At 32.9% G+C, this 20,029-nt stretch carries 17 protein-coding genes and 1 pseudogene; 5 read left to right on the plus strand and 13 right to left on the minus strand.

Features of this window, described 5'->3' with window-relative positions; genetic code table 11:
- Window positions 1-49 precede the first annotated feature (49 nt).
- Window positions 50-1,327, minus strand: coding sequence for a dynamin family protein (locus tag HXV90_RS18525; protein ID WP_269897752.1), 1,278 nt, complete (start codon window positions 1,325-1,327; stop codon window positions 50-52).
- Window positions 1,328-1,525: 198 nt separating this feature from the next.
- Between HXV90_RS18525 and HXV90_RS18530 the strand changes: the two genes are divergently transcribed.
- Window positions 1,526-3,169, plus strand: a complete 1,644-nt coding sequence (locus tag HXV90_RS18530; protein WP_269897753.1) for a competence protein CoiA — start codon at window positions 1,526-1,528, stop codon at window positions 3,167-3,169.
- Here the strand turns inward: HXV90_RS18530 and HXV90_RS23545 are convergent.
- The 3 genes from HXV90_RS23545 to HXV90_RS18540 form a co-directional block, all read right to left on the minus strand.
- Window positions 3,116-3,574 carry a DEAD/DEAH box helicase family protein gene (locus tag HXV90_RS23545; protein ID WP_442916341.1) on the minus strand — a complete coding sequence of 153 codons (459 nt, stop codon included), beginning with the start codon at window positions 3,572-3,574 and terminating at the stop codon, window positions 3,116-3,118. The genes HXV90_RS18530 and HXV90_RS23545 overlap by 54 nt on opposite strands.
- Before the next feature lie 233 nt (window positions 3,575-3,807).
- On the minus strand, window positions 3,808-4,107 hold the full coding sequence (locus tag HXV90_RS18535) for a hypothetical protein (RefSeq protein WP_048390948.1): 300 nt from the start codon (window positions 4,105-4,107) through the stop codon (window positions 3,808-3,810).
- Window position 4,108: 1 nt separating this feature from the next.
- Window positions 4,109-4,399, minus strand: coding sequence for a hypothetical protein (locus tag HXV90_RS18540; protein WP_066037122.1), 291 nt, complete (start codon window positions 4,397-4,399; stop codon window positions 4,109-4,111).
- 115 nt (window positions 4,400-4,514) lie between these two features.
- On the opposite strand from HXV90_RS18540, the gene HXV90_RS18545 reads away from it, so the two are divergent.
- On the plus strand, window positions 4,515-4,859 hold the full coding sequence (locus HXV90_RS18545; protein ID WP_048390943.1) for a helix-turn-helix domain-containing protein: 345 nt from the start codon (window positions 4,515-4,517) through the stop codon (window positions 4,857-4,859).
- Between the two features lie 792 nt (window positions 4,860-5,651).
- On the opposite strand, the pseudogene HXV90_RS23550 reads toward HXV90_RS18545, so the two are convergent.
- Window positions 5,652-5,696: pseudogene (locus tag HXV90_RS23550) on the minus strand (hypothetical protein); the annotation flags it as partial.
- A gap of 924 nt (window positions 5,697-6,620) precedes the next feature.
- On the opposite strand from HXV90_RS23550, the gene HXV90_RS18550 reads away from it, so the two are divergent.
- The 3 genes from HXV90_RS18550 to HXV90_RS18560 all read left to right on the plus strand — a co-directional run bounded on the left by HXV90_RS18550 (window position 6,621) and on the right by HXV90_RS18560 (window position 9,556).
- Entirely contained in the window at window positions 6,621-7,262 is a 642-nt protein-coding gene (locus HXV90_RS18550; RefSeq protein WP_269897754.1) for a hypothetical protein, read from the plus strand.
- Window positions 7,263-7,706: 444 nt separating this feature from the next.
- Window positions 7,707-8,615, plus strand: a complete 909-nt coding sequence (locus HXV90_RS18555) for a ParB/RepB/Spo0J family partition protein (protein ID WP_269897755.1) — start codon at window positions 7,707-7,709, stop codon at window positions 8,613-8,615.
- A gap of 20 nt (window positions 8,616-8,635) precedes the next feature.
- Entirely contained in the window at window positions 8,636-9,556 is a 921-nt protein-coding gene (locus HXV90_RS18560) for a ParB/RepB/Spo0J family partition protein (RefSeq protein WP_269897756.1), read from the plus strand.
- 224 nt (window positions 9,557-9,780) lie between these two features.
- On the opposite strand, the gene HXV90_RS18565 is transcribed toward HXV90_RS18560, so the two are convergent.
- The 8 genes from HXV90_RS18565 to HXV90_RS18600 all read right to left on the minus strand — a co-directional run bounded on the left by HXV90_RS18565 (window position 9,781) and on the right by HXV90_RS18600 (window position 19,914).
- Window positions 9,781-10,848 carry a DUF4145 domain-containing protein gene (locus HXV90_RS18565; protein WP_269897757.1) on the minus strand — a complete coding sequence of 356 codons (1,068 nt, stop codon included), beginning with the start codon at window positions 10,846-10,848 and terminating at the stop codon, window positions 9,781-9,783.
- On the minus strand, window positions 10,848-11,015 hold the full coding sequence (locus HXV90_RS18570; RefSeq protein ID WP_269897758.1) for a hypothetical protein: 168 nt from the start codon (window positions 11,013-11,015) through the stop codon (window positions 10,848-10,850). The genes HXV90_RS18565 and HXV90_RS18570 overlap by 1 nt, the downstream gene beginning before the upstream one ends.
- A 203-nt stretch (window positions 11,016-11,218) precedes the next feature.
- Window positions 11,219-11,635 (minus strand): MPN domain-containing protein, encoded by a 417-nt coding sequence (locus HXV90_RS18575; RefSeq protein ID WP_269897759.1) that lies wholly within the window; start codon window positions 11,633-11,635, stop codon window positions 11,219-11,221.
- Between the two features lie 52 nt (window positions 11,636-11,687).
- A complete protein-coding gene (locus tag HXV90_RS18580; RefSeq protein WP_269897760.1) occupies window positions 11,688-11,903 on the minus strand; it encodes a YdbC family protein in 216 nt (71 codons plus the stop codon).
- 6 nt (window positions 11,904-11,909) lie between these two features.
- Window positions 11,910-15,083: a helicase-related protein gene (locus HXV90_RS18585; protein WP_269897761.1), complete on the minus strand. Its 3,174-nt coding sequence runs from the start codon at window positions 15,081-15,083 to the stop codon at window positions 11,910-11,912.
- Window positions 15,084-15,360: 277 nt separating this feature from the next.
- Window positions 15,361-17,169 carry a hypothetical protein gene (locus HXV90_RS18590; RefSeq protein WP_269897762.1) on the minus strand — a complete coding sequence of 603 codons (1,809 nt, stop codon included), beginning with the start codon at window positions 17,167-17,169 and terminating at the stop codon, window positions 15,361-15,363.
- A gap of 241 nt (window positions 17,170-17,410) precedes the next feature.
- A complete protein-coding gene (gene pglZ / locus HXV90_RS18595; protein ID WP_269899046.1) occupies window positions 17,411-19,639 on the minus strand; it encodes a BREX-1 system phosphatase PglZ type A in 2,229 nt (742 codons plus the stop codon).
- Window positions 19,573-19,914, minus strand: a complete 342-nt coding sequence (locus HXV90_RS18600; RefSeq protein WP_269897763.1) for a hypothetical protein — start codon at window positions 19,912-19,914, stop codon at window positions 19,573-19,575. The genes pglZ and HXV90_RS18600 overlap by 67 nt, the downstream gene beginning before the upstream one ends.
- Window positions 19,915-20,029: the final 115 nt, after the last annotated feature.

Genomic DNA, 20,029 nt, shown 5'->3' on the forward strand with positions numbered 1-20,029 from the left:
ATCTCTAACCAGGGTGCAACAGCTGTTGTTGCAATGGCTAATGCACCTGTTACCGATTTATAAACTTTGTTGAAATTGTCTGTTCCTTCGTTTTTTGAGAAAAAATCGACTCTACTTTACGAATTTTATCCGTTACGGTGTAAACTATTTCTTCTGTTTTATCTACTAACATTTCTGATAAATTAACATCCCTTAAAAATTCTTCAAAAGAAATATTTGTATATTTCTTTGTATTTTCAAGAAGTACCGGACGTAAAATCGAATTCATACGAATGCTAAATGCATTTGAACCTGATATTGCTGCATTGGCAAGCTCTGTCGAATGAACATATAGTGCATTTTCAACTTCGGCAATAATGCTAGGCAATACTTGTGAGGTCATTCGATTAGTTAACTTCGAACATTCCTGTTGAAGCTTGTATTCTAACTCACTTTTAGCCTTTTCCCTTTTTTGAATCTCTTCTCTTAAAGCACTATCATCAAAAGCTAAAGATTTAATCGACTGTTCTAACGCTAACTCCAAGAATTGATAAATTTCTTTTATTTTTGGCAATATAGCTTGTTCAAAAATTTGTTGACTATTTAGTGCGTGGATAGTATCCAGTAAACCTTGCTTCGTATCGTTATCATGTTTGCTATATTTTACAACTGGAACATCATATCCAAATAAGTACGATGCTTGCGCTTTAATTTTTTGTTCAATTACTTGCACATCTTCCGCGGCTTTTTTATCTACCTTTGAAAGCACAATAATTAAATTGTGATCGTATTTACGTATTTCTTCAACAAACTCTAAAACCGAGGCTTTCATTCCACCCTCTTCGCAATCAATTACTAGTAAGTACGCATTCCCTCTCTCTACATATTGCAAAATTGCGCGGTTATGCTGTTCAATATTTGAGTTAAAGCCCGGCATATCTACAAATACATAGTCTTCAAATGTTTGTAAAAAATTATTATTTAAATTGTAACGAATATTTAAGCAAACATTCGGATTTACGGATTGAATTTGTTGTTTTTCTACATATTTACGCTCTTTATTTACATCAACTATTTCGTAGCTTTCCACTAGGCTATATTTTAATTCTGTTGCAATGGCCGTTTCAGGTGTTTGCTCTTCAGTTAGTAATTCTTCTTCAAGTAAAAAGTTCATCAAAGCACTTTTTCCAGCACTGAATGACCCAATTGCTAAAATTTTAATTGAAAATTCATCACATATACTTTTTAATTCCTCTATTCGATTGATAATTTCTTGATTAATTTTAATGTCATTACCAATTTCCCCTAAAATATTTAAATGTTGTTGTATAATTGTTTTATCAATCATATTTATCACCTTTTATCGAATTTTTACTTAATTACCATCGTAAATCTTATATTAGAATCTATTTTACATCTTGAAACGGACATAATATGACCCAAAAAGTAATAAAGTGTATTTTTTATATAACTATTATACCACCCGGTGAATAAAACAGCTTTCATTTTCTATATTTATCAAATTTTAAAAATTTGAGGTGATTAGATGTTTGTAGCAATAAATCCAAATGGTGAAAAACAATTTGCCTTCCATGACGATAAAGAACGCCTATATTCTTTAGCTAAAGCCAAAGAATTATACTGTCCACACTGTCAGAAGAACGTTTTCTTTCGTGGCGGAACTAAGAAGATTCATCACTTTTATCATGAACGTCATGTCGAATGTAGTTTTGTTGGGGAGCCTGAAACGCAGGAACATCTCGGTGGTAAACTTGCGATTTATAATTGGTTAAAAGAGAAATATCCAAACGCTTACGTTGCTTTAGAAGAACGTATTGCTAAGACCAATCAAATCGCGGATGTGTATGCGGATTTTAGAAATGGTCATAAGTTTGCTTTTGAAATACAATGTGCGGAACAAACAGCTGAGAAATGGCTAGAACGACGGAAACTTTATGCAATTGCGGAGATCAAAGACATCTGGCTTTTTGGTGCGAATTATTATAAAGAAATAACAGCTAAAGATATCGAGGATGATGAGGTTGTTCTGCGCTTAAAATACCCGCAGCAATTAGTGAATGAAAAGGAACGCAGCGTTTACTTCATTGACGTTGAGAATAACCTTGTAAAACACATTGGCAAATTTTTCGGTATTAGGTATCGAACTGAAACGAGATTTGTTGTAAAGTTTCAAGAAATTGCAATACCTGAAATGACAATTGCTAAAATACAATCGCCATGCAAATTCGTTTTATATAACAAACTTTCCTATGAGAAAATTCAACATTATTTAAATGATAGAAAAATTGAAGCTGCTGAACTTTGGAAAGAACGTAAAGTGCAAAGCGCAGCACGTATGCAAATAATTCGTCAAAAACAAGAAAAGCAGAAACGGTTCCACCAATATAAAAGATATTTAAGTAATTTCAATATAGATAAAGTATTACAACGGATGTCGCATCGAGAGCAAGTATTGTTTAGGAGACTCGTGAAGGAATACGGTTTAACAGATACTAATTTCCCTGGCATTTTTAATATCCAGATGGAAAATTATAAATGCATACATACACCCTATCCTTTATGGCAATTACTCGTTTTTCACAAAGCGATCAAACACAATTACAGTAAGAAGCAACTGATTTTCTCGAATTATTTATTTCAAGATATTAAAGATCAGCTTCGATATGATATTAAGGACAGCAAGCTGGTTGCAACATTAATTCATAGCTACCTTGTTCTATTGGAGAAATGCGGATTTTTGTATAAACAAACATTATATCGTAAGTACATACACCCTTTTAAAATTGAAAACAATGTGCTACCGCTAGTAGATCATAAAGAGCTTAATACACATGTTGCTTTATATTTTTCGGAGTTTAATTTATTTGCCATTGGTTGGGGCGATTATTACGATATAGAAATATTTTCCACTGATAAGCTACAAGAACTCTTAGAACAAGATGCCCAATATTATCAAAATCTTGTGCTGCATAACATGGAGTCCCCTTTGCATATTGAAGAAGGTCTAATAAAATGGGTTCAACAAGCTGTAACAGATAAAATAATTGAAACAGAAGCCCACGAGGCAGAATTTATCGAGCATTTAATTGAATTATTACGAGAAGGGAAATTCATTTCACAAGCAATGCATGATACATTCCTGGCATTGATAGAAGAAAAATTTAACTAGCTTTTCCTGTTCACTACCCTTTTTAAAACCTTGATATAGTAAAGCTTTCGGAAGTCGATCTGACTTTAAAACAACGTTATATTTATACAAAAATGAATTTTGAGGATTAAACACTGTATCAAATTCATCAAAAACCGTTCTTCTAACAACTTTTCCTGGAGTGATTAATAGTACTTTTCCTTTACAATTAGCAAAAGGTAGAATAGACATTAAACCAGTTTTACCAGATCCAGTAGGCATAACAACTAACACTTCTCTTTTTTTAAATTCTGGAAATTGTTCGTAATAATTTTGAACGGCATGATATGCATCAATTTGAGCTTGATATAGTTTGCTATTTTCTATAATGTTTGCGTAAGTAGAATTAAAAATTACTATAATATACCTTTTTGTTAATTCTATAATACCATATTTATACCTTTAGATATTATATTGTTTTAAAATCCCCAACTTTCTGTTTTACAATAACGAACAAAGGTTTTATATAATCTTAGATTAATAAATAGCAATGGAAAACCCCCAACTCATGAAGTGACTCACACTGTCACTTTATTAGAGTTGGGGGTTTTTTGCCTTGAGTAAATTAGTATTAATAAAACGTTAAACAATCAATAAAATGACTGCTTAACGTCCAATTATTAAAAATAGATTTTAGTAACAGTAGCTTTTCCTCGAATTACATCTTCTTTTGCTTTCGCTTGACGAACAGTTTCTTCTAACCCTTCAATGTCAGTCGAAGTAGCATCGCCAGCGAGTTGCAAATCAAAGCTAACGAAATTTGAAGAGTAGCCCTTAGCCTTCACTAACTCTTTTAATTCAGTTAAAAAATCGAGATTAATAGCATCGTGTGCAGAGTTGCGTTCTTTCGTGCTATCTTCTTGCGCCTCAACAATTGTACCTAACTGAATTGTAATTTGACCTTTGTACCATTTATGCATTTTATAAGACCTCTTTCATTTTAGAATCAAGTTTTAATCCATCCAGAAAGCCAACTAGATAAATTTGCTGCAGAATATTATGCTGATACTCAAACACTAAATCATGAATTTTTTCTGTAAATTCATCCTTTGCCTCTTTATTCAAGGATAAATTAGATTGATTTAGCAATTTATCGATACTCTGCGATAAACCTTCTTTTTTTACATTTGAACTAATTTCATACAATACTCCATCAACGCGTTGATTCAAAAATTGTTGCATTGCTGCATTAAAATTATCGATAATAGCCATCTCCTTTTATGCAGTTTTTTAGAATTCTCAATAATAGTATAAAACATTAAATATTGATTGTAAAACGGAATAATTGTACGCTTAAATTGACTAATTAACTGGAGTTGATAGGACGATGAATGCTGTCTCAATCGGACGTACAATAAGAAGTTTACGAAAACAAAACAATATGAGTATGCAAGAATTAGGCGATAAGGTTGCACTATCTCAAGCCTCAATCTCTAGACTAGAAAGTGGTGTCACTGATATAAACTTTGCACAACTATCAAATGTATGTGAAGTATTTGAACTTACACTAACTGAATTTTTTGCTATGGTCGAAAAGCAAATGGACTTAAAATTAGATGTCTCTCCTGTAGAAGTTAAAACAATCGACGACAAATTAATTGATATCATCCAACAGTTATCAGATGATCAAAAAAAGGGGCTGTATGTTTTACTACAACCATATGTAAAATGAAAAAATCGCTACTTAGAATCTAAGTGGCGATTTTTACGTTTTAAAGATAATACCTGGAAGTGTTTTTGTTTCAAAATACTAAATTTACTACTAAAAAAGCAAAAATTGAATACGCGAAATATACTCAAAGCCGAACTATTTAAAAAAATCATTATTTACTCTAAAGACTGTCTAATATTAGAATGACAAAATGGAAGGGCAGCGTTAGAAATTGAGCTTATTCCTTTACATGCTGTATATAGAGTTAAAACTTTATTTACTATAAGTAAAACCAAATGTTTGCCTTTAGGAGAGACTCTTAATAGTTACCAATAGTGGTTACCATTACTGGCTCTTTTATAGTAACCAATAGTTTCAATTGATAATATTAAACATATTGCAACTTGACTAAACTGGTCATCCCCCCTTTATAGAAGGGATTCTGAATAGTCACCAATAATGGTTACTATAGCATTTTTTATAGTAACTATTATTAGTTATCATATTGGCAAATAAGTACTTTCAATATTATCTATTTGATATCATTTAGGATTTCAAATGAAGCGGTTTCTCTAATTATTAGGGATCTAGCTATCTGTTATGATGTAAATGGCATTACCAATATTTCCCTTACATATTATATGATAGAAGGCTATAGCGATTTTTAATAGTGGCAAAAGTTAATTAGCCATTCTCTTCATAAATTGAATAACTCAAATTTATATAATCATCTACCGTTGTTCCTTCTTCTTGATTTTTTAATGCCCATCCAAACTTCTGATATTCTTTGCCTCCATCCACAAAAATCGAGCCACATTTACAGTACCTAAAATCATAATTATTCTTAGATTCAATTATGTCATTACATCTTTTTCAACGTACTTTATTGCGAATGATTATTTTCATTAATTAAGCCTCCATATTTCAATTTTTTATAAATTTCTAATTTCTTAATCTATTCAACCATCGTTTCATACACTTAAGGGGGTATAGCTAAGTATACCCCTTTAAGTGTATGAACGACTTCATAACCCCAAACCTATATAAGGCCTTTATACGTCTATGTTTCATACGTGCAATTACATGGCTTCCGAGCAGACAAATATCTCTGGAAAACCCCTATAATGATTAAAAAAATATATAAGTCACATCACTTTTATGGGGACTATTTTGTAATATTTTTAGCTTTAATTCAGAGTCTTTTAGTGACTTCAAATACCTAAGGATTAAAGGTATTCTATTTCTCAAAGGCACTTACAATTTAGGCATTTATTATTTTATTTACTTTCACACTCTTCTTTAACTACAATAATATAAACCACCTTTTTAGCAAATGCTATCAACTTTTATTCCAAGTCTCTTATAAAGTGAATGTTCATCCCCTAACACATCCTGCGACATTTCTTGTTGGTGCTGTTTTGATAAAAACGAAGTAAGTAAGGATTAATGGCATGTTTGGCTAATAGTGGTTACAAAGAATACAACGGTCCTAGCAGCACTGAAAAAAAGCTAATCTCTACACTCCGGATTACCGAATGACTAAACTACCAAACAACTCCTCCAACTTATCTATAACTCAATGTTTGCAATAGAACGATCTCTTTTTAAATTCAAGAACCGAAAAAAATTCTATTCAAAGTACTTTGCATTACCTAAAAAAGGTATTTATACAGTTATTTAGAACCATTTTACTGATTCCACCCCGTTTCCTTCTTGAATAAGGACTTAATAACTATTATCATTTCATTATTATTAATTACTTTAGAAAAAGAGGTCTATATAATGAATGATGACATCTTCTTAATATTGTTATCAACAGATTTTAAAGACATAAAGTCCATTACTCATCTAGCTCATAAGTTACCTTTTAAAGGCGAGTATATAAGTATGGAAGATTTTTTTCCTTTGCTTTATAAACTACTTCCTCGAGAAGATCTGAAAAATATCACAGATAAACTTACAGTTGAAAACTTTATTTTTGTGTCTTTTAATAACGCAGGATTCCTAAATAGTCTAACTAATGAAATTAAAATGTTATTAGATGACTTAAAAAAGAAAAGTACATCTGGAAATGCTATAAACCGAATTTATAGCTTGATTAACTCAGAGATTTCTGTTGTTAATCCTGAACTACAAATTGTACCAACTCTTACAGATGCTTCACCTATACTTACTTTTAAATTTAATACCGTACGAGAATATCTCTTTTTTATTACCGCTAAATACATCCACATGAAAAAAGAATATTACATTTGTAGTTTCTGTAGAGAGCCTATTTTTAATGTTACACCAAAACAAAAAAGTAATTTAAGCAATCATAGAACCATTCTCCATCCTCACTGCCGAGATGAATATAAAAAACAAAAAGATCGTGAAAGAAAAAGAAAAGCTTCAGAAAAACAAAAACTAATTTTGAACATATAGGATTCTATAACTATGCAAACTAAAAAACTCATTCAGGCTGATATAAATACAGTCATTCTTAATCCCAAAAACCCAAAAAAGGACCCTAATTTCAAATCAAAAGAAATGAAACAAAATTCTTAAGACTAAAACGATCTTTTTGTTTAATAATATTCATCTCAAAAGACTGAAGAAAAAGAAAAGCATCAAAAAACAAAAACTAATTTTGAACATATAGGAGTCTAAACTATGCTAACTAACAAACTCATTTGGGCTGATATAAATAGAGTCATTCCTAATCCCAAAAACCCTAGAAAGGACCCTAATTTCAAATCAAAAGAAATGAAACAAAATTCTTAAGACTAAAACGATCTTTTTGTTTAATAATATTCATCTCAAAAGACTGAAGAAAAAGAAAAGCATCAAAAAACAAAAACTAATTTTGAACATATAGGAGTCTAAACTATGCTAACTAACAAACTCATTTGGGCTGATATAAATAGAGTCATTCCTAATCCCAAAAACCCTAGAAAGGACCCTAATTTCAAATCAAAAGAAATGAAACATATTCTTAAGACTAAAGGGTTTGAAGAAGCTATCGTTGCTTATAAATCTGGTCCTTTTTACTGCATACTTAGTGGTCACAGAAGATGGCAAGCGAGTCAGTCTCTTGAATTGAAAGAAATCCCTATTTATTTAGTTCCAGAACCTAAAAACACCTTGGAAGAATTAGAAAGATTGGGATCAATTCAAGGTAATCAAACTGATTGGAGTCCATATGAATGGATTACGCACACTATAAATTTATTTGAAAATGATTTAAATTCTAAAATCGAAGATATTGCAATTAAATTAAGTGAGTCTATTCCCACAATAAAAAAACGCATTGCTGTGGGTAAGTTTTACGAGAGAAATGAAATTGAAGTTCAGTTAAACAATAATACCTACTCTGTAAATATGTTAGATACCATTCGCCTATGGTGTATGAGAGTAAAAAAATTCCATCCCGACTTGTACCATGATTTAGGCGAAAAATATATTAAAGAGATAATGCTTAGAAAATTTGAAAACAAGTGTCTACACAGTGAAATTTTAAAGGGCAATTATATAGAAAAGGCTACCCAAAATGAGTTAATGACTTTTCTCTTTGACCCAAATAAGAAAATATCTTCTTTTATACAAGAAGTAAATTTATTAAATAATACAACTAAAAATTATGATGTCAAAACAAATGTATCCATCATAAAAAAGGCAACAAAAAACATTACTGGTATTAAATACAACAGAAAAAATGAAGCATCAAAAATACTAGAAGAAATCAGGAACTTAGAGAATCAAGTTGAAACCTTATTAAAAAAATTAAATTCTAATTAATAATAGATAGGAGTAATCAAATGACACGTTTACATTTAAAATATATCCCTATAGAACAAATAAAACCCAACCCTTTAAACCCCCGCAAAGACTATAAAATTGACTCTGAAAAATTACAACGTATTCTTGAAAATCGTGGATGGGAAACTGCTATCACTTGCTATCCGAAAGATGGAAAATATATTATTTTATCTGGTCATCGTAGACATTATGCAGCTAACCAAATTGGAATGAAGCAAATACCAGTATATGTTGTTTCTCCTCCTGAGAGTATTGAAGAAGAATTAGATAGACTTTCTTCAGCTCAAAGAGGTAAGGAGGATTGGACTACCTATGAATGGGGTAAATATATTTTTGACCTTTCTAATAATAGTACAGAAAATTGGACTATGAAAGAGCTTGCATATAAAACGGACAAAGGAGTGAAAGTTGTACGAGAAGCTTTAAAAGTTTTTAATTATTATCCTCATATGGATATTGAAGAAAAACTTCAGAAAAAGAATCTTTCCATTACTATATTAGCAAGAATAGCAGATTTTATTGGGCAATTAAAACAACATCACCCTGATATTGTAGAGGAACTTTCTGAACAAATGATTCGTGCTAGTCTAGTTAATAAAGCTGAACATAAAAGAATTACTTCCAATCATTTGAGATCAGACAAATTGTTAGAAAATGCTCCTAAATCCGTTCTAAAAACATTTTTTAGAACACCTAAAATGAATTATATGGAAGTATATTCTTTGATTGAAGAAGATGAAATAATCATCGATTCAAAAATTAAAAGAGAGATTAAAACATTACAAAAAAGAACTACCGAAATTTCTCAAATGGACACTAATAATACTGAAGACTCCATTAAATTGTTTAAAGAGCTAGAATCACTAGACATTTTTATTAAGTTGAAAAAAGATGAACTTGAAGAATACTTAAATAAATAACTATATTTGTACATGTGCCAAATCTTTAAAGGCATATGTACTTTTAGTCAACCCTTTAATATATCCTTCTTCCTTCGTAACACTTACTGGAGTCCAGAACCGATGAATGGGTAATTAGGTTATCTTCTTACACTTTATTTGCTTGTAGCATATTTTCTTCTTATATATATTTCTTTATACTAGAGTAACACTTATTTAAGCCATCCCTATATCCTTTACTAACCTTAAATCTCAATCTTTGTAAACTCCATTCCCTTCACTTTCAGCTGATTAAATAAATTCGCTAATGCCGTCTCGCCGACATTGCGGTATTTGCCTAATAGCACTAGCTCTTTTGGGAAATCTTTAACATGTAAAAATCCTTGCTCTTGTAACGAGTTAAGCAAGCTTGTTTGGCCAGGAAAGTTGTCCTTCGTTAACGCAACATTTCCTAATGCTTCTGTTAAAATAACAAAATCTGATTTGTAAAATAACAAGACTTCCCCGCGATATTGCTCCATTAGTATTTTGCGTTTTTGTTCTTCTTCAACGAATAATTGTAATTCTTCAAAGAAGCATTCATCATTAGCTTCTTTAAATCGCTTTATATGCTGGTGCATACCGTCTAATTGATACGGTAGTTCACTCATAATACGCGCTTGCTGTTCGCCATTCAAACGAATTAAAAACGTTGTAGATTTTGGGAAACGCTGTGGCAATAAAAATGCATCTCGTAAAAAATCAGGTATCTCAACAAATTGATCTTTATAGTAAATTCTACGACTAACCTTTTGCTCGGTTACAACATTTACTGGCACCGGCTCTTTTTGCACAAACGTCTGCATTAATGCTTCTATATGTTCAATTAAATATTCACTATCAGCCGCACTTTTCTCAGGAACTGGCTCAATATACTCTGGCACCTCAATATCTGGTGAAGCATATGTTTCGATAAACCATGTCAAAATCAAATGCTGATACTCCCAACAAGTTAATGCTTCTCGAATTAACATTTTGCGCGTACCATCATGACTTGCTGTGTTTCCTTGGCGACGAACGAAGTGAATCGCATTATCCGTTGTCGGCGTAATGATACCCTCATTTTTCAACTTCATTTGTAATTCGCCGAAATTCAATTCGCTATGCTCAAGCTCTTCCAATTGCGCAACTTGACGAACTAATGTTTCTGCCATTGTTCGCGTTGTTTGCATCGCTGCACGTGGTGAAATAAAAAGGAGCTTTTCGATATCTTGCGTTAGCTCAGCTAAACTTGGATTAATTCCGTATAAAGTTTCTTGTAATTTTTGCGACACTATTTCACACCTACCTGCTTAATTTTTTCAATCAAATATGGAATTTTTTCTTTATACTTATCTTTGTTTTCTAAGCGTAAAGAGTACTCTAGATTTTTCAAATGATACATTGCTTCTTTTGGTAATTGTTCGAGTATGATGTTGTATTGATGTAATAATAGATTCATTTCCACTTCGGATGAGTATAGCTGTACTTCTTCTAGCGCATGTCCTGTCCAATGATAAGCACGGATTTTAAAATCATAGTCTTTATAATGGCCATGTATAATATGTCCGTCATGACTAATTAGCTCAGCTCTAGGGGCATCACTAGCTTTAGAACCTTTTACGTCAAAAAATCGGTATTGTGTATCGTTCGAATATTCATATTTTAATGTTGTACTTGGGGATCCTTACTTTTAACAATTGCAAAAATAAGTTCAATAGTAGAGTTCACATCTTTTGAAACACGTATATCGCCAATACTTGGATCTGCCCAATTTTCATAAATTTCATCATATGGATGGCTATGATAATACGCTACAAAATCACTCGTTGTTACTAATTTTCTAGCTTCTTTAATAATGTCATTTACTTGCTCATTCGCATTTACACTTGAAGCAGTTTTACTTTTTACATTTGCGACTGGAAAGGTATATTCTCCAATAACCTTTTCATTATTCTCACCAAATATTAAACCAAAGCATTCCTTTTGCTGACCGCACTTTGGATAATGGCTGATACAGTCAAGAAGCATGGTTGTTAATGTATTATTGATTAATTCTAAATGAATAATAAACCCCTCCATAAATTTATTATGAAAGCGTACCAGTTTAAAAACATGATACGCTTTCTTATTGTTATATTTGATTTAATAAGCTTTTTAACGCTTCAAACTCTTCCTCCGACAACGTAACACCTTTCCCCATCTTCTCACGGTTTGGCGCCCATTCACGTATGTCGTATTTCGGCGCATTACCATTCCAGCTAATACGGTTCAGCTCTTTCTTCCAACCCTTAGCTGATTCTGAAAGTACTCCGATATGATCTACAACTTCGTATTTGATTTCTGCCATTGTTCTTTACACCCCCACTAATTGTTCCATCTTAATTTCCTCAATAATCTTTCCTTGTTGTAATATATAAATATAAACTGAACCATTTAATTCTTTATAATCCTCTATAATAATTTGATCATCCAATGCTTTTAAAAATGGTGTTACTAAAATAAAGCGCGTATTTCCATCCGCTTCTTCACTTGTGAAATCAACCAGTCCGTATGCTTTCTTTTCACGAATATTTAATCGTCCATTGTCATATTCGTATTGCTTAACAACCTCTACATAATCAGCTGGTATAATCCGCGCAGCACTACTAATCGGTTGCACATGCAATTGCGTAAGCGATTTAATCGATTGAAGTTGGATACTTCGTTCACGTTCGATATCCTCTAAACGTTCTTTACTGCGCTCTTCTAAATCTTCAATTTGCGTGTATGTTTGATTAATTAATGCGCTATTTTTATTGTTCGGATTATCATCTAAATAGTTCGTTAAACGTTCCTGTAATACTTGCATTTGTTCATCAAATGAGCGACGTAAATACGTGCTTTTTCGATTTAAATAATCATCACGCTTCATTTGAACGGATTGTAGCACTTTTTTCGCTTGAATAATTGACTCTCGTTTAAACGACTTATCTTCGTTAGCTTCACTATTTACAAACTTTAATGGCTGTTGGAATAAGAAATACGGATCGATTTGAATAAATTCTCCTGTTTCTCTTTTAGCAAGTAACATCAATTCCTGCTCCAATTCACGACTATTCCCATCAACTACACTTATACGACTTAATTCAATAATTAACGGCTCGCTTACAGTTGCTTTTACATTACAAACAGGTAATGCAACCTGCTGCAACTCCTGACTTGCTAGTTCCATTGCTAGCTTCTTGACAGGGTGATCATTAGGCAGTAGTGTTACATCTTCCGTCTGTTTAGATGCACTTAATGAAAATCTTAACGATTCGTCTGTTCGTAATGCATATTTCTTTCTCTTTATTAATTCACGAATATTTTTAGGGAAACGATCAATTCGAACTGCTTTGCTATCATTTGAGAAATTCAATTTGATTCGAGAAGTTTCAAATTGCTTTACTGCAAATTCACCGTATACGCGAGGTGGCATACTATTGATTGAAATTTCTTGATAAGCTCTTCTCGCTCCAGGTAAATCGAAACTAGAATCATCTAAACGCTCTTGTTTCGCGAGTTCTAACAAGCGTTTATGCTCATCAGATAACGTTTTTTCCATCGTTGCCACAAGCTCATCTAAATTTTCACGCCCACTTATTGCACGTTCCATTAAATTCGCCAAATCTATATTATTTTCTTCGAGTACCTCACCGATAAAATCATATACTTGATCTTGCCCTAAGTCTTCACGCATTTGATCCATTTTCGTTAATAAACGAATAAGTACGTCACCTTCTCGTGTATTACTCGCAACTAGATTGAAAATAAATACTTCATTCTTCTGACCAATACGGTGAATACGCCCCATACGCTGCTCTAAACGGTTCGGATTCCACGGGATGTCATAGTTAATCATTTGATTACAGAACTGAAGGTTAATAGATTCCCCACCGGCATCTGTTGCCAGCATAATTTGCACATCATTACGGAATCTTTCAACCTGTTCACGACGCTGATCCATCGAAAAATTACCGACAATTTTTGTAATTTCAGGCACATGATTTAATAGCTTTCGTTCTAGGTAATATAAAGTGTCCTTAGATTCTGTAAAGATTAAAATTTTCTCACCTTTAGAAAGCAATCCATCCTCACCAAATAAAGTATTTTCTAATTCTGCATACTTGACCTCTACATCTTGATAAACTAGTCTTTCTGCTTTCTGAACTAAGTCATTTAAAATCTCAATTTCAACACGTAATTCCTCAATATCAATAACATCTGTTTCACCTTCGATTAGTGCCTCAACTTCCTCTTGCTCATCAATCGAAAGTTCGTCGTATTCAAAAGGTTCAACCATTTTTACTGTTGATAATTCCGATTCAAGTAATTCTTCTAATTTTTCTTTTCGTCGTTTTAACGATAAATAAATCGCGTCAATGGATGAACTTAAACGACGCTGCAAAATCATCATCGCAAATGCAACATTCGGTTTATTATTTTGCTTGGCACGATTAAAATGCTCTCGCGCATACGCAGTTACTTCTTCATAAAGCTCTTGTTCTTCATAGCTTAAGTCGAATGCAATCGTTTTCGTTGTACGCTTCGGGAATAACGGAGTGCCATCAAAGTTTTTCATCGTTTCTTTTAAACGACGAATAACAAATGGATTACTCTTTTCATAAATAGAATCTCCCGTATTTAATCGTGAAAAAATATCATGATCTACTAAGCTCATCAAATGACGGAAGTTTTCTTTATCGCCCTTATGGGGTGTAGCAGTTAACAATAAGCAATGCTCAGTATGGCGAAGTAAACCTTCTCCTAGCTGATAAATCTTCGTACGACTAATTTTCCGCTTCTTTACACCATGCGTATAGGCAGCCATTTTATGTGCCTCATCGACAATGACTAAATCAAAATTAGCCTTCATTATGTAAGTTTTAATTTCTTCTCTTGCAGCCCAATAAAGTGATGAAATGATTTTGTCATGTGATTCAAAAGGGTTCACTTCGCTCGAACTATTCAACAAGCTACGGTTAACAATTGTAAACTCTTCCCCGAACTTATCCTTTAATTCCTCCTGCCATTGCTTTAATACTAATGGAGGTACTAAAATCAAAACTCGCTCTGCAGCTTGTCTTGCCATTAATTCGCGAATTAACATACCCGACATAATCGTTTTCCCTGCCCCTGGATCATCGGCAAGTAAATAGCGTACTTGCGGTGACTGTAGCATTCTACTGTAAACAGCTTCAATTTGGTGCGGAAGCGGAATGACCTTTTTATTGCCACGTGCGCGGGATTGGGAATATTTTTCTTCCGTTTTTAAAATGTAATACTGTAAATAATGTTGTAAACGCTCAGCAATGAATGTACTTTCTTCTTCCTGAATATTTTCCAATTGGCTAAGCTGCACTTTATCTAAATACTGTTCATAATACTTATTCGTTTTACGTCCAATCGATTCTACTAAATATAAATCTTCATCGATTTCTTCAAAGTGCTTTATTTCTACTATTTCTGGCCAGAATGAGCCTTTGATTATTTCTCCGATTTTTAGCAAATATATCCCTCACAATCTTTACATCTTTTTCTATTAAAAATTATACAGCTAATTACCCAATTAAAGAAGAACTCACGAAATACCATTATAAAATATGTAAAATATATTACGAAAGCTTATACTATTCCATAGGTATTAATTTCGAAATTAGGAGACCAAGATTAATTTCATAAAACAAAATAACAGCACTTCCTTCTAAATCAAAGGACGTACTGCTACTTGTTTTCATTATTTAATTACAAAAGTCCAAACCTTTTAAATCAATAAATCATAAATTTTATATATCAAGAGTGCCTTTCCAACCATTTATAAAGAGACTTTGAGTATCCACTTTAGTTAAAATTCGAATTAACTCTTCACGGTAGTATTTAAACACAGCATCTCGATAGTTCCCTTCTGGCCACTCCCCTTTTCCATATTGTTCAGTTGCTTTTTCCCAGAAGATTGGTTGAAACTCTCTAATAACCGCTTCTTTAACTAATTCGGTAATTTCTAACCGTATAGAGGAGAAACGATTAATAAAATCATCTAAAAATAATTCATATTCAAATCTCTCTAATTCCGATAAATTACGTAAACTTAAAATACTAGATAATTTGGTTTCAACTTCTTTTTTTGATCCCTCAAACAAACTATTAAAAGCGTCTTCTGTCGCTAAAGCTAAATAATGGTAATAATTATAAGCTGAATAGTGACCTCTATATCTGTTAACCGCATCTAATCTTGCAGGATGAACATTCCGTAATTTATCTGAGATAAATGTACCTAATACCGTAGCTAGCACGTTTGAATTATCAGGCTTACTTTCGATTTCCTCTTTCAAACTAAGAAGTTTTTCATTGGCATATTCGCTGTTTTCAAAATCATATTTCAACTTTTGGAATTTCTCATAGGCTTGCTCGCATTCTAATATATGCGCATCACGTTCTTTCAAGAGGTTGTTATTAATTTGTGAAATAATTTCTGCGTTTATCGGTTCATTTTTCTTTGAATTATAAAAAAGAATGTGATCTTCTGAAAACGGAATTCCAAGATGCTTAAATTTACTAATTATATTATCTTTACGATAGTTAATACCTTCAGATGCTGTTTCTGCTATTCCATCATCAGTCATTACTTCACTTGCTTCTTCGTTATAAACATTAATTAATAAATAAAATTTATTTGCATGATGTTTATCACGAATACGCGATTTTAGTAGATTCGATATATCAGAACTAGGGGCTGGTTTGAAACCATCAACAACTACATAGATAGATTCATTTTCTCTCTTATCTAAATACTCCAAGATATCTTCCCGTCTAAAACGATCTATGTTTTTTCCATCGGAGTCAATACCTCTAGTATCAATAATACTGTTCACAAAAGAGTAAGAATCGAAATCTATAACATCGGGGGTTGCATGAATGATAATTTTCTTAGGGAAAGGAATTGTTGGTACTTTACCTAAATTAATTAACTCAAAAATTTTCACAGAACTTTCAAAATATGATTTTTCATCATTATAAGCTACATCAACAATTAATTCTTTACGATTCTCAAGATTTAATTCCGCTTTAAAGAATTGTAAAAAATCTTCATGACTTGTAAATTCACCATACTTTTCTTCTAAGGCTACTTTTTTATAACCCGCCATATTTCTTAAAAAACGCTCTATCTCATTTGGTACATAGAGTGTTTTAGTTAATTCCTCTGTTTGAAAACTAGCACAATAGTCTTCAATATATTGGTGAACCAGCTGTTCATCTTCTGGTATTACTTCAAAATATGATTTATTATTTTGACTTCGCTGTATTACTACTTCACATACAGTTGTCCCGCCAGCAGCTGTTGAAAGGAGACCTTTTTCATTTTGAATTAATTCGAATAACCTTAAAATTGACGTTGTTTTACCAATACCTTTTTCACCTATAAATACAAGATTAAATTTCAAAAAGTCTAGAATCATTTTTTTACGGATTAATAAATCATAAATCTTTTGAAAATTTTTCGCCTTTGCTTCCGGCAAATTTTCTGCATTTGTTAATTCATATTGAACTTCTAAAATTATCTCATCAATTGTCTTAGAACTATATGTTTGCCCCATTCTCCCAACCCCTTTTAAATAAAATTAATACGAATATACCTCCATTTTAAAACATTGAATCAAATACCACAATTAGAATATAATTACATAAAAATGAACTAAACTAAATATGTAAACAAATCCTCGGCTACCAAGCTCGTAACAGTCATTTTACTCCAGATTAATAAATTCATTTGTTAATTGCTCTGCTAATATAACAATAAAAGTGGTCACTCATTGAATTAGAGAACCACTTTCATTATTAATACAACGCATTATACATATGAATTGTAAATTCCGCTTCACTATAAGGCGTTACTTTATTTCCTTCCACTGTCGCCATTTTCAGTGTGCATTTTTGACCTGCTTTATAATATTGCTCGGTTAAATCAAATATCAGTTTCGCAGTACGTTCGTGATTTTGTCCCTGCATATTAAATGTATAATCGACCTCATTTGAAATACGTTCCCCTTCTAAATAAAATGCAAAACGAACGGTATGCGCCATAGATTCTGTCGAAATACTATGTTCTTGATACATCGGCACTTCAACACGGAAGTTTTTAATAACACGTGATGGCATTGCTACACTAATTTCAACAGGCGTTGCTTGAGACGTACGACGATAATCAATTAACGGTGTAATGGCCTCTTGTGGTGTTGCACCACCATGTACAAATTGTAAACTGCCACCACCTACGAAACGGTTAATCCCTTTTGCAATAGCTTTCTCCGCATCTTGTAGCGTCGTAAAGGTTTCTGGTAAGGCAATCGCCCCAGCACCAATAACTAAGTTTTTACCAACAACAAAACGACGATTACCATCAAATTTCTCGCCTTCAACACTCACTACTTTCTCGGCATTTTCAACTTTTGAATTTTGATATAAGAACCCGTGATCTGCCGTAATAAATATACGTTTCGCCTGCCATCTTGAAAGCAGGTCTACAAGCTTCGCTAAATCATCCATCGCTCGTTCAACTGCTGCATACGTTTCACGCTCTGATTTAACTGAATCACCCGCAGCGTCAATCACGTCATGATACACATACACTAAACGTTTACCCTTTAACTGCTCATCTGCTGTAGCACGTGACCAAGACGAAATTTCATCAAATCGGAAGGCAATCGCTTCTGGCTCAGATTTTTGTAAAATCTTAATGCGATTCGTTAAACCATTTGTCGGCTCACCATCTGCTAATACTGTTCCGTTCGGTGCAATCGTCAACTTTTTATGCGGTAATAGCGATGCCATACCAAGCTGTGTATAAGTTGGCATATTCGCAACGAGTGGACTAATCGTAGCACTACCATTTGCACGTGCATCTAATCGCTCACGTAGCTCTGCCCCTGCTTCAAAACGTAATGCATCTGAAATAATGACGAATACACGCGTTGATTCCTTTTGCATAATCGGTTCAATATTTTCCTTATAGAAAGTAGCCTGTTTTGGGAGCTTCCCTAATTCCTCTTGTTCTAAAGTAAAGTTCGTTTCTTCCGCTACTTTTGATATATACTTATTTTCATACCAGTTCGTTAACTTTTCAGCTAACTCATCTAATACTTCTCTATTTTCAAGTTGCATGTAACCTACTATAAAACGTCGATATGCCTGATCAATTAAGTATAAATCACTTGCATACTGCACATATAACGGAATACGTGTATCATATTGTTTTAACAAAGTTTTATGCATCGTTAAATCTATCACATGTACTAAGACTGTTAATAGTCCACGAATACGCTCGTTACGATTTGCCCAATGCATGTTTAAACGTTTTTGTAAAATCTCTTTCCATTCCTCTAAATTAGAAGTTTGATGCAGAAGTTCTGTCGTCAGCTTTTCAATTAATAAAACATCTATAATCGGGAACGTTGAAATATTTGCATAATGCTCTACCGGACGATCATTTAACAATTCAACAATCGAAAACGCCCATTCGATTTCTTGCATATATTGCTCTAAAACTTCACGGTCCTTTGTCTGTAACCAATCATCCACAAATAATGCGCTGGCATTGGCACGTGTCGTTTCATACTTTTTCTGCAACGTAGCATCCTCAAACTGCGCATAACGTTGGAAATGGGCATACAAAATATGCTCCATTAAATGTTGTAATGTATATGCCTCAATATGAACACCGAAATACTGCCCTAATAAAACAAAGAGTTGCTCTTTACTAAAACGCTTCACTATTGATTTATATAACTCATTCGAATCTTCTAGTAAGCCCGCCATCAATAAATTTTGCGCAATTTTGTCCATATCCGCAACTTGCGCCCCAGTTAATATAGCTAACATCGCATACTCAAATTCACGCTCACTTGCTTGTGGCTTCAAGACTTTTTTCAACTTTTCTTTACGCTCCACACTTTTAAAAAACTCGGGATACTTTTGCATCATGTCACGCAGCAATGTATCACTCACTTGTAACTGTTCTGCAAATAAAGCCGTTGTATCTGCTTTAAATTCTGTACCGTACAGCTCCATATCAAGCAAATAATTTTTTCCTTTTCTGGTTTTGCAAAATTCGCATATATTAAAAACGATTCGTCTTTTTTCTCTGTTTCAATTTCAATTTTTAACGAAAAGAAATTATTACGTGTCAAAGTTCGTACATGAATCGGCTGATCTGCTAATTCTTCCTTTAGCGATTCCACCGTATGCTCCCCCTGCTCGTCATACCAAAAAACAACCGTACGGGGCTTGTTCTTTTTATGTAATTCATCTTCTATGCGTTCTTTTAATAATTGTAATACGTTCAATGTGAAGCTCCTTTCTAAAATGATTTATAGCGCAACACTTTTATAAAAAGCGTGTATATTATTCAGAATACCATTTAATCATCATCTATCCCCACTGCCCTAGCAAGAGCTATGG

Source organism: Lysinibacillus sp. JK80 (assembly GCF_027557635.1).
In the GTDB taxonomy this organism is placed as follows: Bacteria; Bacillota; Bacilli; order Bacillales_A; family Planococcaceae; genus Lysinibacillus; species Lysinibacillus capsici.

What these genes read in the sequence shown, in the direction of transcription:
- HXV90_RS18525 (WP_269897752.1), bottom strand. Translation starts at nt 1,327, where the DNA reads ATGATTGATAAAACAATTATACAACAACATTTAAATATTTTAGGGGAA.
- HXV90_RS18530 (WP_269897753.1), top strand. Translation starts at nt 1,526, where the DNA reads ATGTTTGTAGCAATAAATCCAAATGGTGAAAAACAATTTGCCTTCCAT.
- HXV90_RS18535 (WP_048390948.1), bottom strand. Translation starts at nt 4,107, where the DNA reads ATGCATAAATGGTACAAAGGTCAAATTACAATTCAGTTAGGTACAATT.
- HXV90_RS18540 (WP_066037122.1), bottom strand. Translation starts at nt 4,399, where the DNA reads ATGGCTATTATCGATAATTTTAATGCAGCAATGCAACAATTTTTGAAT.
- HXV90_RS18545 (WP_048390943.1), top strand. Translation starts at nt 4,515, where the DNA reads ATGAATGCTGTCTCAATCGGACGTACAATAAGAAGTTTACGAAAACAA.
- HXV90_RS18550 (WP_269897754.1), top strand. Translation starts at nt 6,621, where the DNA reads ATGAATGATGACATCTTCTTAATATTGTTATCAACAGATTTTAAAGAC.
- HXV90_RS18555 (WP_269897755.1), top strand. Translation starts at nt 7,707, where the DNA reads ATGCTAACTAACAAACTCATTTGGGCTGATATAAATAGAGTCATTCCT.
- HXV90_RS18560 (WP_269897756.1), top strand. Translation starts at nt 8,636, where the DNA reads ATGACACGTTTACATTTAAAATATATCCCTATAGAACAAATAAAACCC.
- HXV90_RS18570 (WP_269897758.1), bottom strand. Translation starts at nt 11,015, where the DNA reads ATGAATCTATTATTACATCAATACAACATCATACTCGAACAATTACCA.
- HXV90_RS18575 (WP_269897759.1), bottom strand. Translation starts at nt 11,635, where the DNA reads ATGGAGGGGTTTATTATTCATTTAGAATTAATCAATAATACATTAACA.
- HXV90_RS18580 (WP_269897760.1), bottom strand. Translation starts at nt 11,903, where the DNA reads ATGGCAGAAATCAAATACGAAGTTGTAGATCATATCGGAGTACTTTCA.
- HXV90_RS18590 (WP_269897762.1), bottom strand. Translation starts at nt 17,169, where the DNA reads ATGGGGCAAACATATAGTTCTAAGACAATTGATGAGATAATTTTAGAA.
- pglZ (WP_269899046.1), bottom strand. Translation starts at nt 19,639, where the DNA reads ATGGAGCTGTACGGTACAGAATTTAAAGCAGATACAACGGCTTTATTT.